15 protein-coding genes are annotated in these 15156 nt (G+C 72.2%); 10 read left to right on the forward strand and 5 right to left on the reverse strand.

The window, feature by feature from the left end; all coding sequences use genetic code 11:
- Nucleotides 1-55: 55 nt before the first annotated feature.
- The gene (locus DEI94_RS14965; RefSeq protein ID WP_181434776.1) at nt 56-1129 is read right to left on the reverse strand and encodes an alkene reductase; all 1074 of its coding nucleotides are present in this window, start codon (nt 1127-1129) and stop codon (nt 56-58) included.
- 144 nt (nt 1130-1273) lie between these two features.
- On the opposite strand from DEI94_RS14965, the gene DEI94_RS14970 reads away from it, so the two are divergent.
- The gene (locus DEI94_RS14970) at nt 1274-1888 is read left to right on the forward strand and encodes a TetR/AcrR family transcriptional regulator (RefSeq protein WP_111010591.1); all 615 of its coding nucleotides are present in this window, start codon (nt 1274-1276) and stop codon (nt 1886-1888) included.
- Here the strand turns inward: DEI94_RS14970 and DEI94_RS14975 are convergent.
- Nucleotides 1885-2187: a transcriptional regulator gene (locus tag DEI94_RS14975; protein ID WP_111071948.1), complete on the reverse strand. Its 303-nt coding sequence runs from the start codon at nt 2185-2187 to the stop codon at nt 1885-1887. The two genes, DEI94_RS14970 and DEI94_RS14975, sit on opposite strands and share 4 nt — an antisense overlap.
- Nucleotides 2188-2195: 8 nt before the next feature.
- Nucleotides 2196-2675, reverse strand: coding sequence for a hypothetical protein (locus tag DEI94_RS14980; RefSeq protein WP_111025862.1), 480 nt, complete (start codon nt 2673-2675; stop codon nt 2196-2198).
- Nucleotides 2676-2787: 112 nt separating this feature from the next.
- Between DEI94_RS14980 and DEI94_RS14985 the strand changes: the two genes are divergently transcribed.
- The 3 genes from DEI94_RS14985 (at nt 2788) to DEI94_RS14995 (ending at nt 4777) form a co-directional block, all read left to right on the forward strand.
- A complete protein-coding gene (locus DEI94_RS14985) occupies nt 2788-3141 on the forward strand; it encodes a hypothetical protein (RefSeq protein WP_111012963.1) in 354 nt (117 codons plus the stop codon).
- A 43-nt stretch (nt 3142-3184) separates the two neighbouring features.
- On the forward strand, nt 3185-3541 hold the full coding sequence (locus tag DEI94_RS14990) for a hypothetical protein (protein WP_111025864.1): 357 nt from the start codon (nt 3185-3187) through the stop codon (nt 3539-3541).
- 84 nt (nt 3542-3625) lie between these two features.
- On the forward strand, nt 3626-4777 hold the full coding sequence (locus DEI94_RS14995; RefSeq protein ID WP_181441723.1) for an acyltransferase: 1152 nt from the start codon (nt 3626-3628) through the stop codon (nt 4775-4777).
- On the opposite strand, the gene DEI94_RS15000 is transcribed toward DEI94_RS14995, so the two are convergent.
- On the reverse strand, nt 4753-5439 hold the full coding sequence (locus tag DEI94_RS15000; protein WP_111012961.1) for a response regulator: 687 nt from the start codon (nt 5437-5439) through the stop codon (nt 4753-4755). The two genes, DEI94_RS14995 and DEI94_RS15000, sit on opposite strands and share 25 nt — an antisense overlap.
- Nucleotides 5436-6908, reverse strand: a complete 1473-nt coding sequence (locus DEI94_RS15005) for a sensor histidine kinase (protein ID WP_111025868.1) — start codon at nt 6906-6908, stop codon at nt 5436-5438. The genes DEI94_RS15000 and DEI94_RS15005 overlap by 4 nt, the downstream gene beginning before the upstream one ends.
- 198 nt (nt 6909-7106) lie before the next feature.
- Between DEI94_RS15005 and DEI94_RS15010 the strand changes: the two genes are divergently transcribed.
- The 6 genes from DEI94_RS15010 (at nt 7107) to DEI94_RS15035 (ending at nt 15135) form a co-directional block, all read left to right on the forward strand.
- The gene (locus tag DEI94_RS15010; protein WP_111025870.1) at nt 7107-7799 is read left to right on the forward strand and encodes an Abi family protein; all 693 of its coding nucleotides are present in this window, start codon (nt 7107-7109) and stop codon (nt 7797-7799) included.
- Nucleotides 7800-8054: 255 nt separating this feature from the next.
- Nucleotides 8055-8144 (forward strand): potassium-transporting ATPase subunit F, encoded by a 90-nt coding sequence (locus DEI94_RS15015; protein ID WP_111025872.1) that lies wholly within the window; start codon nt 8055-8057, stop codon nt 8142-8144.
- Nucleotides 8144-9829, forward strand: coding sequence for a potassium-transporting ATPase subunit KdpA (gene kdpA, locus DEI94_RS15020; protein ID WP_111012957.1), 1686 nt, complete (start codon nt 8144-8146; stop codon nt 9827-9829). The genes DEI94_RS15015 and kdpA overlap by 1 nt, the downstream gene beginning before the upstream one ends.
- Complete coding sequence (kdpB, locus tag DEI94_RS15025) at nt 9826-11967, forward strand: potassium-transporting ATPase subunit KdpB (RefSeq protein ID WP_111025874.1); 2142 nt, start codon at nt 9826-9828, stop codon at nt 11965-11967. The genes kdpA and kdpB overlap by 4 nt, the downstream gene beginning before the upstream one ends.
- Nucleotides 11968-11992: 25 nt before the next feature.
- Nucleotides 11993-12601, forward strand: a complete 609-nt coding sequence (gene kdpC, locus DEI94_RS15030; protein ID WP_111025876.1) for a K(+)-transporting ATPase subunit C — start codon at nt 11993-11995, stop codon at nt 12599-12601.
- A gap of 11 nt (nt 12602-12612) precedes the next feature.
- Nucleotides 12613-15135, forward strand: coding sequence for an ATP-binding protein (locus tag DEI94_RS15035; protein WP_111025877.1), 2523 nt, complete (start codon nt 12613-12615; stop codon nt 15133-15135).
- Nucleotides 15136-15156: the final 21 nt, after the last annotated feature.

Here is a 15156-nt window from a genome sequence, read left to right on the forward strand (position 1 = left end):
CGGACGCGACGACGCCCTCCGTCCGTGCGCGGTCGGAGGGCGTCGGGTCGTGCGATCAGGCGCTGAGCGCCGGGTAGTCCGTGTACCCCTCGGCCGTCGTGCCGTAGAAGGTCGCCGGGTTCGGGGTGTTCTCCTCGGCGTCGCGCTCCCAACGGGTGGCGAGGTCGGGGTTCGCGATGGCAGCGCGGCCGACCCCGACGGCGTCGGCGAGACCAGCCTCGACGAGGCCGATCGCCTCGGTCCGGGTGGTCGGCGCGCTGAACCCGCTGTTCGCGATGAACGGCGCGCCGATGGTGCGTCGGATCCCCTGCACGAAGTCACCGGCGGGCTCGGCGTGGAGCACGTCGACGAACGCGAGCCCGAGCGGGGCGAGTCCCTCGGCCACGGCCGTGTACGTCGCGACGAGGTCGTCGCGGTCGGTCTCGAGCGCACCCTGGATGTTGTGCTCCGGCGAGAGGCGGATGCCCGTCCGGCCGGCACCGACGGCAGCGGCCACCGCGGCGGTCACCTCGACCGCGAGGCGCGCCCGGTTCTCCGGCGTCCCGCCGTACTCGTCCGTGCGCTCGTTCGACGCGGGCGAGAGGAACTGGTGCACCAGGTACCCGTTCGCGCCGTGGACCTCGACGCCGTCGAACCCGGCGCGGATCGCGTTGCGGGCCGCGGCGACGAACTGCTCGACGACCTCGTGCACCTCGTCGGTGGTGAGGGCGTGCGGCACCGGGTACTCGGCCTTGCCGAGCGGCGTGTGTGCCTCACCCGGAGCCGCGAGGGCGCTCGGGCCGACGATGCGCGGCGTCAGCGAGATGTCGGTGTGGGAGACGCGGCCGCCGTGCATGAGCTGCATCACGATCGTGCCCCCGGCGGCGTGCACCGCGTCGGCGACCCGGGCCCACCCGGCGACCTGCTCGTCCGTCTCGATGCCCGGCTGGCCGGGGTACGAGCGGGATTCCTGCACCGGCCAGGTCCCCTCGGTGACGATCATGCCGAGCCCGGCGCGCTGCGCGTAGTGCTCGACGAGCAGGTCGTTCGGGACGCCGTCGACCCCGGCGCGGGTGCGCGTGAGCGGGGCCATGACGATGCGGTTGCGGAGCTGGAGGTCGCCGAACTGGGCGGGGTCGAAGAGGTTCACACGAGGCCCGAACCGCGATCCGGGTTGTTCCATTCCGCAACTTGACCCCCAGAACGGGCGCTTTCCACAGGCTCCCGCCACCGCTTGCATGGAAGGACCGCGCACCACCCATGACGCGACGCCCACCGCAGGAGGACCACCCTGATGGAAACGACGACCGACACCACCGAGTCGGCCACCCAGACGCTCGCGGCCGTGGACGTCCGCATCGGCATCGTCGAGGCGGCCCTGCGGGTGCTGTCCCGCCAGTCCTACCGCCGCACGACGTTGCGGGACGTCGCGGACGAGGCCGGGATGACCCTGGAGCAGGTCGGCGAGCACTTCCCCACGTGGCCGGGGCTCGTCATGGCCACCCTGCACCACTGGCAGACCCTCCGGACCGCGCACCTCCTGGACGTCGGACGGGACCACGGCGTGCTCGAGTTCATGCGTCGCCTGGTCGAGGAGAACCTCGACGACCCCGTGATGGCACGGTTGCTCGTCATGGTGCTCGCGGAGGCGATGGACCCGACGCACCCGAGCGCGCCCTACCTGCAGACGCGCTACGAGGCGTTCCACCAGACCATCCTGACCGCGGTCGAACACGACATCGCGATGGGGCGCTTGCCCCACGACCTGCAGGCGGACCACGCCGCCGAGCTCATCCTCGGGCTCTGGGAAGGGCTGTGGATGCAGTTCCTGCTCCGCCCGCAGATGGACATGCAGGCGGCGTTCGACCGCGCGCTCGGCGTGCTGGTCCGCGACTGGCGCGTGGTCTAGCCCAGGTCGCCTGCGTCCGGGGCGAGTGCGCTGAGGTACGCGAAGTGCGCATCGAGCGCACGGCGACCGTCGCGCGTCAGGCCGGCCCAGGTGCGGGCGTGGCCTCGGTCGCGCTGGACCCGGCGGAGCACCACGTAACCGGCGTCGGTGAGCACCCGGAGGTGCTTGCTCAGCGTCGCGTCCGAGACGTCGAGTGCGTCCCGCAACGTCGCGAACTCGACCTCGCCACCGCGTGCCAGCAGCGCGCAGATCTGGAGGCGCTGCGGCGCGTGGATCGTCGCGTCGAACGTCGGTTCCATCGGTGCCGTCACGCGTCGCGGCGCCCGAGGTACCGCCGTGCGGTCGCGTCCGCGAGCGGACCGGTCAGGGCGGACACGAGCCCGACGACCGTCGCCACCACGATGCCCTCGGGCACGGTCCACGAGCGCACCACGACCGAGGCCGTGAGCGCGGCGACGGCGACGACCAGGGCGATGACGGACCAGGGAGCGCCCGCGCGGAGGAACTGCCACCGGTCGGGGTTCGCCCGGGAGAACCCGACCACGCCCGTGCGGCGTCGGGCCAGGCCGATGGACAGGACGAGTCCGATGCCGAGCGGGAGGAGGTCCCACGCGGATCGGCTCCGCACGCCGTAGACGGTGAGGGCGATGCCGAGGCCGTGCAGCGCGTGGAACCACCACGGTGAGCGCAGCCGGTCGGTCATCCGGGCGCGTGCGGCACGGACGGCTTCGCGGGCAGCGAGCGGGTCGATCGGCCCGAAGGCCCGGTTCTCGTCGGTGTTTTCCATGTCGGCAACAATACTGTTTCCAACACGGAAAGCAAGGGGCACGGGTACGGCGGCCTGCGGACGCCACCGTCGCGGCGGACTAGCGTCGGGCCTCCAGACGGAAGGGACGGGCATGACGGACCTGGGACCACGCGAGACGGGGGCCGGCGACGAACGCGGCCCGCTGCAGAAGGCGGCCGATGCTTCGACCGGACGGCAGGAGCACGGCATCGGCGACCACGCCCACCGCGTGAAGGACACGGCGTACAGCCCCTCGAGCGACGCCGAGACGGAGGCCGCGCAGGACCTCCAGCGCGACGACGCCGACCTGGCGGAGGACGGCATCGACCCGTCGAAGGTCGTGACGGCGCCGGGGACCGGCGGCGCGGACGACGTCGGCGACGTCGAGCCCGAGGCGGGTGACATCCACCTGCCGTTCCAGGCGTCGGACAACGGCGCCGGCGACAACACGACCGGCCCGCGGTAGTCACACCGTGGCACGCACGGGCGGACGTTCGCGCCGGGCCCTGGTGATCCGGAGCGTCGCGTTCCTCGTCGTCCTCGTGGTCGACGGGCTCCTCGTCCTCGCCGGCTCGCCGTCGTGGTCCCCACTCGTCGCATCACCACTGCTCATCGCGGCCGCTGTGGTCGGGTTCCTGGCGGACGACCGGCGGGACGACCGGCCGCTCGGCCCACGGTCCCCCGACCGCGACCAGCCCACGGGCCGGATCGCGCGCCAGGTGGGCCTCGCGGCGGTGGGCGTCGTCGGTGTGCTGACGGTCGCCGTGCTCGCGCTCATCGGCCACCCGGAGGTCGCGCTCGTCGTCGCGCTCCTGCTGTCCCTCCTCGCGCTGCTGCTACTGCGGGGCGGTGTGCGCGGCGCCTGACCCCGAGGTCGGACCTCTGGCGCGGTGGCTCATCGTCGCGCTCGATGGACGTCCCGCAAAGCCGTCGCGCCTACCGTGCCCCGGGTGTCGGAGCCCGAACTCGCCGCAGCGCAGACCACGCCGCGCTCGCACCTGTACGAGATCGACGTGCTCCGGCTCCTCACGTTCGCGTGCGTCATCGCCGTCCACACCGTCAACTACATCGGCGGGTTCGGCGTCGTCACGGACGCGCTGCTCACCCTGCTCCACTTCACGCGTGGGGCGTTCTTCTGGCTGACCGCGTTCGTGCTCACCTACGGGCAGCTCCGTCGGCCGCGGCCTCTCCGCCGGTTCTGGCCGCGGCGGTTCCTGCTCGTCGGGGTCCCGTACGTCGTGTGGTCCGGTGTGTACGTGTTCCTGAACGCGACGATCTCGGACTCGCTCGGGGACCCGCTCGCCCGGCTCGTCGACTGGGCGCACGCACTCCTGCGGGGCGACGCCGCCGAACAGCTGTACTTCCTGCTCGTGACCATGCAGGTGTACCTCGTGATCCCGGCGCTCATCTGGGCCGTGCGGCGGTTCCCCGAGGCCCACCTGCTGTTCCTCTCGGTCGCGTTCCTCGTCCAGGGCGCGGTGTTCTGGGTCGCGCGGTACGAGCCCGCGACCGTCGCCTGGACGCACGGCTCCCTGACGAGTGTGTTCACGAGCTACCTGTTCTTCGTCGTGGGCGGCGTCGTCGCCGGCGCGCATGCCGACGCGGTGCTGAGGTGGGTGCGCGGGCACCGGGTCGTCCTCGCGGTCGCACTCACCGCCACCGCCGTGCTCGCCCTCGCCGTCTACGCGCTGAACCGTCACATCGGCCTCGACCTCAGCGACGCCTCGGACGAGATGCAGCCCGTGCAGCTCGTGTGGAGCACGGTCGCGACACTCGCCCTGCTGAGCGTCGGCGCCTGGTGGGCGGACCACCGCCGCCCGGGTTCGTGGGACGACCGGACGCTCGCGTGGGCGTCGGACCGGTCGTTCGGGATCTTCCTGAGCCATCCGGCGATGATCACGATCCTGCTCGCGCTCGGCATCACGGCACCGTCGAACCCGGCCGCCCTGCGCGTGCCGATCGCGTACGTCCTCGTCGTGATCGGTGCGGTCGTCACGACCGAGGTGTTCCGGTGGACGCCGCTCAGCCTGCCGCTGACGGGGCGCCCGATGGTGCGTCGCACCCGGGAGGCCTTTGTTCAGCCCGTCGGTGAGAACCGGTAGCCCATCCCCGCCTCGGTGACGAGGTACCGCGGGCTCGCCGGATCCGGCTCGAGCTTCTTCCGCAGCTGCGCCATGTACAGCCGCAGGTACCCGCTGTCACCCCCATGCGACGGACCCCACACCTCGGTGAGGAGCATCTCACGGGTCATGAGTCGATCCGGGTGCGCCAGGAGGACCTCGAGCAGCCGCCACTCCGTCGGCGTCAGCCGCACGGGGGCGCCGGTGCCTTCGGCCCACGTCACCTGCTTGGCGGCGAGGTCGACCACGAGGTCGCCGATCCGGACGGTCGGGGCCTCCTCGGCCGGGGCCCGTCGACGGCCGAGCGCCCGGAGGCGGGCCAGGAGCTCGTCCATCTGGAACGGCTTCGTCACGTAGTCGTCCGCCCCGGCGTCGAGCGCGTCCACCTTGTCGGCCGAGTCCGTGCGGCCGGACAACACGAGCACGGGCACCTGGGTCCACGCCCGGAGCGCCTCGAGCACCCCGAGACCGTCGAGCCGCGGCATGCCGAGGTCGAGGAGCACGAGGTCCGGCCGCTGCGTGATCACCGCGTCGAGCGCAGCCCGGCCATCGCGGGCGGTGACGATCTCGTAGCCACGGGCGCCGAGCGTGACGGACATGGCTCGGACGAGCTGGGCGTCGTCGTCGGCGATGAGGATCTTCACCGATGTCCTTCCTGGCCCGTGGCGGCGATCGGCAGGCGGACGACGACCGTGAGCCCGCCACCCGGGGTGTCGTCGACGCGGATGGTGCCGCCCATGCCCTCGGTGAACCCGTGGGCGAGCGCGAGGCCGAGGCCGAGCCCGGTCTCATTGTCCGTGTCCCCGAGCCGCTGGAACGGCAGGAACACGTCCTCGCGCTGCGCCGCCGGGATGCCCGGACCCGAGTCCGCGACGCGCAGCTCGACGACCGTTCCGGAGACGGTCGCGGCCACGCGGACCCGCGCGCCGTCGGGCGAGAAGCGCTGCGCGTTCGCGAGCAGGTTGACGACGACCCGCTGCAGGAGCACGGGGTCCGCCCACACGGACGGCAGGTCGGCGGGCAGGTCGAGGTCGACGTCCGTGGGACCGAGTGCGAGCTCGTCGAGCGCGGGGGCGACGACGTCCTCCAGGGCGATCGTCTGCGGCGTCACCGCGAGCACCCCGGCCTGCACGCGGCTCACGTCGAGCAGGTCGGCCAGCAACGCCGCGAGGGACCGCAGGCTCTCGTCGGCGGTCGCGAGCAGTTCCTCCCGGTCGGACTCCGTCAGCGTGACGTCGGTTGCGCGGAGCCCGCCGATCGCGGCCGTGGCCGCGGCCACCGGGCGGCGCACGTCGTGTCCGACCGCGGCGAGCAGGGCGCTCCGGACCCGGTCGGTGGCCGCGATCCGCTCCGCGTCGACGGCGGCCCGGGCGAGCACGCGGTGCTCGAGCGCGGCGTCGATCTGCTGCTCGACGACGGCCAGGAGGCGCCGCTCACCCGGTCCGACCGTGCCACCCCGGAACTCCGCCACGCCACCACCCGGGAGGCTCCGGGCCACGTCCGGCGTGCCGAGTACCGCCCCCGACGACGCGGCCACGTCGTCGTCCTGCCGGACGAGCACGCTGTCGAACCCGAACGCCTCGCGGGTGCGGTCGACGAGCGCGGCGAGGGCGTCGTCGCCGCGGAGGACGCTCCCCGCGATGCCCGTGAGGAGGGCGGACTCCGCGGCGGCACGGCGGGCGGTGCGGGAGTGCCGCGCCGAGCGGTCCACGACCACGCTGACGAGCACGGCGCTCACGACGTACAGCACGAGGCCCACGAGGTGCGACGGCTGCTGCACCGTGATGCGGTGGACCGGGGCGACGAAGAAGTAGTCGAGCGACAGTCCGGACAGCACCGCGGCGAGCACCGCCGGCCACGCGCCGCCGATGAGCGCGGCGACGAGCACGAGGAGCTGGTACGCCAGCGCCTCGACCGTGATGTCCCCTCGAGCCCGGATCGCGACGAGCAGTGCGGTGAGCGACGGTCCGACGACGACGACCAACGCGAAGGCACCGAACACGCGGGACCGGCTGAGGCTGCCGGTCCGTCCGGTCGCGAACCGCACGCTGCGGCGGAGCAACGAGGGGTCGGCGTGGACCATGCGATCCGCCTCGGGTCGTCGACGCTCCATGCGCTCATCCTGCCGTGTGGACCCGCGCGGCGCCCACGATCCAACGATATATTACGTATCAGTGAGGGGAGACGGGGGTCAAAGGCCAGAGACGGCAGAAGCTCCGGGTCCGCCGAGGCGGAATACCGGAGCTTCCTTCCGTGGCCCAGGCAACATGCAAGCAGCGGTCGACGAGGGCTTTCGGCAGCAGAATATCACATGGATCAGAACGGTCAGGCGTCGGTCTGGTTCCTCGAATGGGTCAGCCGCCCTCGCTTCGAGCGGTACCTGCAGGCCGCGGGACATGACCATGCACGGGCCCGGTCGCTGTACAACTGGAACGCTCGACTCGCTGCCGCGTTCCTCCACGACCTCGCCCACCTCGAGGTCGGACTCCGGAACAGCTTCGACACCGCACTGATGCCAGCTGTCCGCGGGAACGACTCCCACTGGACCGATCCTCGAACCCTCTCCGCCCTGTTCCCTCGTCACCATCGGCGCAGTGGCCCGGGGGCGTCGAACGACCCGAACGCCTTCACGCTCAAGACGGTGCATTCCGCCAAGGAGCGGGCAGGACGGACAGCGGGGCCATTCGTCCGACCGGACCACATCGTCGCGGAACTCCCTCTGGGCTTTTGGACCTACCTGGCGAGCGATCGGCATGAGAAGACCATTTGGGTGCCGTATCTCCGTTCGGCCTACCCTGTCGGAACGAGCCGTACCGACGTGCGCGACGCGCTCGACACCCTCCGACGGTTCCGGAACCGGGTCGCCCATCACGAGTGCATCATGCAGGGCGCAGAGACCCACCGCCGTCGGCTCGTCGGGCAGGTGCGCCGGCTATCCGAGGAGGCCGCGCGCGACCTCGCTCGACGGAGCGAGGTCGCGCGACTCCTCCACGAGCGCCCGTGACGGCCGGGCGGGGGCCGCGGTGTTAGTGGTCCGTACGGCTTCGCTCCGGGGGCGTTAGGGATCCGTGAGGACGGCCGGTCGGACTCCGCGCCAGGCGCACGATCGCTTCCGGCATCCAGATCGGGTGCGGCCCCGGCTCCGGCCTCGGCCAGCTGACAACCAGGAGTTGGTCCTCGTGTTCGACGTGTTCGTCGTCCTCGGCACGGTCGCGCTGTTCGGCGTGATCGCGCTCATCGGCAAGGGGGTGGAACGCCTGTGATCGTCATCACCATCGTCGCGGGCGTGCTCGGCATCGCCTCCATCGGCTACGTCGTGTGGGCGCTCGTGCGCCCGGAGCGGTTCTGATGAGCGCCGCGGAGACCTGGGCGGGCATCGCGTCCGTCGCGGCGCTCGTGCTGCTCCTCGTCGTCGTGCACCGTCCGCTCGGCGACCACATGGCCCGCATCTACACGCCCACGAAGCACATGCGGGTGGAGCGCGGCGTCTACCGGCTCATCGGGGTGGACCCCGACGCCGAGCAGTCCTGGCCCGCGTACCTGCGGAGCGTCCTGCTGTTCAGCGTGGTCGGCGTGTTCGCCATCTACACGCTCGAGCGCCTGCAGGCCGTGCTCCCCGCGAGCCTCGGACTGCCCGCGGTCACGCCGAGCCTGGCGTTCGACACGGCGGTCTCGTTCGTGACGAACACGAACTGGCAATCGTACTCCCCCGAGCTCACCATGGGCTACACGGTCCAGATGGCCGGCCTGGCCGTGCAGAACTTCCTGTCGGCCGCGGTCGGCATGGCGGTCGCCGCGGCGCTCGTCCGCGGATTCGCCCGGCGACGTACCGGGACCCTCGGCAACTTCTGGGTGGACACGGTCCGCACAGTGTGGCGTCTGCTGCTGCCGGTGTCCTTCGTGTTCGCGATCGTCCTCATCGCGGGCGGTGCGGTGCAGAACTTCCTCGACCCGACCACCGTCCACACGCTCGCGGGCGGCACGCAGACGATCGCGGGTGGCCCCGCGGCGTCGCAGGAGGCCATCAAGGAGTTCGGCACGAACGGCGGCGGGTTCTTCAACGCGAACTCCGCCCACCCGTTCGAGAACCCGCAGCCGTGGACGAACCTCCTCGAGGTGTTCCTGCTGCTGGCGATCCCGTTCAGCCTGCCGCGCACGTTCGGCACGATGGTCGGCGACCGCCGCCAGGGGTACGCCATCCTCGCCACGATGGGCGTCATCTTCCTCGTCTCGCTCTCGGCGATGTCGTCACTCGAGCTCGCCGGCGGCGGCACCGCGACCCACCTCGCGGGTGCCGCGATGGAGGGCAAGGAGGTCCGGTTCGGCGTCATCGGGACGACGATCTTCAACACCTCCTCGACCATCACGTCCACCGGCGCCGTGGACGGAATGATCGACAGCCAGACCCCGCTCGGCGGCATGATGGCGATGATCAACATGATGCTCGGCGAGATCGCGCCGGGTGGGACCGGGTCCGGCCTGTACGGCATGCTCGTCCTCGCCGTCATCACGGTGTTCATCGCCGGCCTGCTCGTCGGCCGCACGCCCGAGTACCTCGGCAAGAAGATCCGTGCCCGCGAGATGACGTTCGCGTCCCTGTACGTGCTCGTCACACCGGCGATCGTCCTGCTCGGCGCGGGACTCTCCCTCGTGATCCCCGGCGTCGCGCAGCAGGTCGAGCACACCTCGATCTCCAACCCGGGCAACCACGGGTTCTCCGAGCTGCTCTACGCGTTCACGAGCGCCGCGAACAACAACGGGTCCGCGTTCGGCGGCATCACCGCGAACACGACGTGGATGAACTCGGCCCTCGCGGTCGCGATGGCCCTGGGCCGGTTCGTCCCGATCGTGCTCGTGCTCGCGCTCGCCGGGTCCCTCGCCCAGCAGGACCACGTGCCCGCCACCTCCGGGACGCTGCCGACGCACCGCCCGCTGTTCATCGTCCTGCTCGCCGGTGTCGCCGTGATCGTCACCGCCCTGACCTACTTCCCGGTCCTCGCACTGGGCCCCCTCGCAGAAGGACTCGTCCGATGAGCACCATCGCTCCCGAAACCGAGGACACGACCGTGTCCGACCACCCCACCCGGCGGAACGCCGCGTTCGGCCCCCGGCAGCTCGCCGCCGGCCTCCCGGGCGCCGTCCGCAAGCTCGACCCCCGCATGATGTGGGGGAACCCCGTCATGTTCATCGTCGAGGTCGGCGCCGCGCTGACGACGGTCACCGCGATCGTCGACTCCCTCTCGCACGAGCCGGCAGCGGGCGCTGCGGCCGTCCCCGCGTCCTTCACCTGGGCGATCGCGATCTGGCTCTGGCTCACGGTCGTGTTCGCGAACCTCGCCGAGTCCGTGGCCGAGGGGCGCGGCAAGGCGCAGGCCGACGCGCTCCGGAAGACCCGCAGCACGACGACGGCCCGCCGTGTCGTCGCGTACGACCGAGCCGGAGACCCCGCTGCCCACCGGGCACAGACCGAGGAGGTCGCCAGCGTCGACCTGGCCAAGGGCGACGTCGTGCTCGTCGAGGCGAACGACGTGATCCCGGGCGACGGCGACGTCATCGACGGCATCGCCTCGGTCGACGAATCGGCCGTCACGGGCGAGTCCGCCCCCGTCATCCGCGAGTCCGGCGGCGACCGATCGGCCGTCACGGGCGGCACGCGCGTGCTGTCCGACCGGATCGTCGTGCGGATCACGTCGACGCCGGGCGAGACGTTCATCGACCGGATGATCCGGCTCGTCGAGGGCGCGGCACGGCAGAAGACCCCGAACGAGATCGCGCTCAACATCCTGCTCGCGTCGCTGTCGATCATCTTCGTCATCGTCTGCCTCACGCTGCAGCCACTCGCCGGCCTCGTCGGGTCGACCGTCAGCGTCACGGTGCTCATCGCCCTGCTCGTCTGCCTCATCCCGACGACGATCGGTGCGCTGCTCTCCGCGATCGGCATCGCCGGCATGGACCGGCTGGTCCAGCACAACGTGCTCGCGATGTCGGGCCGCGCGGTCGAGGCCGCCGGCGACATCACCACACTGCTCCTCGACAAGACCGGCACGATCACGTACGGCAACCGCCGGGCCTCCCGGGTCGTCCCGGTCGGCGCGGTGACGGAGGCCGAACTCATGGCCGCCACCGCGCTCTCGTCGGCCGCCGACGGCACGCCGGAGGGCCGCTCGATCGTGGAGCTCGCCGCCCAGGCCGGCGCCCCGACGGGCGCCCCCGCGGGCGCGGTCGAGGTCCCCTTCACGGCGCAGACCCGCATGTCCGGTGTCGACCTCCGTGACGGCACGCAGGTCCGGAAGGGCGCCGCGGCCGCGGTGCTCGCCTGGGCCGGGACGAGCGACAGCGCCGTGGTCGCCCAGGTCGACGCCACCGTGGCGGAGATCTCGGACCAGGGCGGGACCCCACTCGTCGTCGCGCGCCGGGACGCCGGCGGCACCACGGCCCTCCTCGGCGTCGTGCACCTCAAGGACGTCGTCAAGGACGGCATCGCCGAGCGCTTCGCGGACATGCGCGCCATGGGCATCCGCACCGTCATGATCACGGGTGACAACCCGCGCACGGCGGCCGCGATCGCGGCCGAGGCGGGCGTCGACGACTTCCTCGCCGAGGCGACGCCCGAGGACAAGCTGCGGCTCATCAAGCAGGAGCAGGAGGGCGGCAACCTCGTCGCGATGACCGGTGACGGCACGAACGACGCCCCGGCGCTCGCTCAGGCCGACGTCGGCGTCGCGATGAACACGGGCACGACCGCGGCCAAGGAGGCCGGCAACATGGTCGACCTCGACTCGGACCCGACGAAGCTCATCGACGTCGTGCGGATCGGCAAGCAGTTGCTCATCACCCGCGGGGCGCTCACCACGTTCTCGATCGCGAACGACGTCGCGAAGTACTTCGCGATCATCCCCGCGATGTTCCAGGTGGCGTTCCCCGGCCTGGCGGTGCTCAACGTCATGCACCTGCACAGCCCGGCGTCGGCGATCCTCAGCGCGGTCGTGTTCAACGCGCTCGTCATCGTCGCGCTCATCCCCCTGTCGCTCCGCGGCGTCACGTACCGGGCAGCGTCCGCGTCGAGCATCCTCGGCCGGAACCTGCTCGTCTACGGCCTCGGCGGCGTCATCGTGCCGTTCATCGGCATCAAGATCATCGACCTCATCGTCGGTCTCATCCCGGGCTTCTGAGCCCGGCAACGAGGAGTTCCACACCATGGCATCGACACGCACCACACTCCGCACGGCGGGCGTCGCCCTCCGTCTCACCGTCCTCAGCACGATCGTCCTCGGCGTCGGGTACCCGCTCGCCGTCTGGGGCGTCGGGCAGGTCGCGTTCCCACACCAGGCGAACGGCTCGATGGTCCAGGACTCGTCCGGCCACGTCGTCGGCTCGTCGCTCGTCGGCCAGTCGTTCACGACGCGGAAGGGCGCCACGATCGACCGTTGGTTCCGGTCGCGCCCCTCCGCGGCGGGGGACGGGTACGACGCCAACGCGTCCTCCGGCTCGAACCTCGGCCCGGACAACCCCGACCTCGTCACGGCCGTCCGGGAGCGCCGCGCCGCCATCGCGAAGGCCGACGGCGTGCCCGTCTCCGCCGTGCCGGCCGACGCCGTCACCGCGTCCGGCTCGGGCCTCGACCCCGACATCAGCCCGGCGTCCGCGCTCGAGCAGGTCGACCGCGTCGCCCACGCCCGCGGCCTGTCCACGACGCGGGTCCGGCAGCTCGTCGAGGACCACACCGCCGGACGCCAGCTCGGGTTCCTCGGTGACCCGACGGTGGACGTGCTCGAGCTCAACCTCGCGCTCGCCGACCTGCGCTGAGGACGACGAGCATGCAGCGGGGACGCCTCCGGGTCCTGCTCGGCGCCGCCCCGGGCGTCGGCAAGACCTACACCATGCTCGAGGAGGGCCGCCGCCTCCGCGACGAGGGCCGTGACGTCGTCGTGGCCGTGGTGGAGACCCACGGCCGCGCGGCGACCGCGGCCCTCGTGGCGGGGCTCGAGCTGGTCCCGCGGCGCACGGTCGAACACCGCGGTGTCCGGCTCGACGACATGGACCTGGAGGCCGTGCTCGCCCGCCGCCCGGACGTCGCGCTCGTCGACGAACTCGCCCACACGAACGCCCCGGGCAGCCCGCACGACAAGCGCTGGCAGGACGTCGAGGCGATCCTCGCCGCCGGGATCGACGTGATCTCGACGGTGAACGTGCAGCACATGCAGTCGCTGTCGACCGTCGTGCAGGAGATCACGGGCACGGTGCAGCGCGAGACCGTCCCCGACGCGGTCGTCCGGGCCGCCGACCAGATCGAGGTCGTCGACCTCTCGCCGCAGGCCCTGCGAGACCGGCTCTCCGACGGGCTGGTCTACCCCGCGGCCCGGATCGACGCCGCGCTGTCCAACTACTTCCGGCTCGGGAACCTGACGGCGCTCCGCGAGCTCGCGCTCCTCTGGCTCGCCGACGAGGTCGACGACGCCCTGAAGAAGTACCGCGCCGAGCACGGCATCCAGCACAAGTGGGAGGCCCGGGATCGCGTCCTGGTCGCACTCACCGGCGGCCCCGAGGGCGAGACCCTGCTCCGCCGCGGGGCACGGATCGCCGCCCGGTCCGCCGGCGGCGAGCTCGCCGCCGTGCACGTCACCACGAGCGACGGCCTCCGCGAGCGCCATCCGGGTGCGCTCGGTCGCCAGCGCGCACTCGTCGAGCAGCTCGGCGGCACCTACCACCAGGTCGTCGGGGACGACGTCCCGACCACGCTCGTGCGGTTCGCCCGATCCGTCGACGCGACCCAGATCGTGATCGGGGTGAGCCGTCGGTCGCGGGTGCTCGCCGCGCTGACCGGTCCGGGCATCGGCACGACCATCGTGCGCGAGTCCGGTGACATCGACGTCCACATCGTGACGCACAGCGCCGCCGGGGGCCGCCTCGCACTCCCCCGACTGGGCGGCAGTCTGTCGCGCTCCCGGGTCGTGGCCGCGTTCCTCCTGGCCCTCGCGATCGGGCCGCTCCTGACGTTCGTGCTGTCCTCCGTGGGCGACCGCGACGCGATCACGGTCGAGGTGCTCGCCTACCAGATGCTCGTGCTCGTCGTGGCGCTCGTCGGCGGGATGTGGCCGGCCGTGTTCGCGGCGGTGCTGTCGGGGCTGTCCCTCGACTTCTTCTTCGTGCAATCCCTGTACACGGTGACCGTGCAGCGGCCCTGGCACCTCGCGGCCCTCATCCTCTACGTGGCGAGCGCCGTCGCGGTGAGCTGGGTCGTGGACCGGTCCGCGCGACGATCGCGCGCCGCCCGCCGTGCCGCCGCCGAGTCCGCGCTCCTGGTCGGGATCGCCGGCAGCGTCCTGCGCGGGGACGACGCCCTGCAGGCACTCGTCGACCGAGCGCGTGAGGCGTTCGGGTTCGACGGTGTGCTCGTCCGGCAGGGTGAGGACGTCGTCGCCGAGGCCGGCGCCGTGCGTGGTGCGCCGAGCGCGACCACGCGCCTCCAGTCCGGCGGCACGGTCGAGTTCCACGGTTCCGCCGACCCGGGCGGACAGCGGTTGCTCCGCGTCGTCGAGCGGCAGATCGACGTGGCGCTCGACCACCGCACCCTGGCGCGGACGGCGGGCGAGGCGGAACGGATCGCGGCGGCGGACCGGGTGCGCAGCGCCATCCTCGCCGCCGTCGGGCACGACGTGCGTCGGCCGCTGGCCGCCGCGTCGGCCGCGATCCAAGGTCTCCGCGCGCAGGACGTCACCCTGTCCGACCACGACCGGGAGGTCCTCCTCACCACCGCCGACGAGAGCCTGCGGACCCTCGGGTCACTGCTCGCGGACCTGCTCGACGTCTCGCGGGTCCAGGCGGGCGCGCTCGCCGTGGCGACCGCACCGATCGGCGTCGACACCGTCGTCGCTCCGGCGCTCGACGAGCTCGAGCTCGGCCCGGGCGCCGTCGACCTCGACCTGCCCGCCGAGCTCCCGCCGGTCCGTGCCGACGCGGTGCTGCTGCAGCGGGTCGTCGTGAACCTGCTCGCGAACGCCGAGCGCTACGCCCCCGCGGGGACCCGCGTCCGCGTGGCGGCCAGTGCGTTCGGCGGCATGGTCGAGCTGCGCATCGCGGACCAGGGCCCGGGCATCCCACCGGAGCGTCGGGACGACGTGTTCATGCCGTTCCAGCGACTCGGGGACACGGACAACGACACGGGGCTCGGCCTCGGACTGGCGCTCGCCCGCGGGTTCATCGAGGCGATGGACGGATCGGTCGAGGTCGACGACACCCCGGGCGGCGGCCTGACCGTCGTCGTGCGGCTCCCCATCGCGGGACACCTCGGCGTCGGAACCGTCACCACGCACACGCACGGCACGGCGACGAGCACGTGACGGGCCCGCACCGCGCCTCCC

Source organism: Curtobacterium sp. MCBD17_040 (genome assembly GCF_003234805.2).
Lineage (GTDB): Bacteria > Actinomycetota > Actinomycetes > Actinomycetales > Microbacteriaceae > Curtobacterium.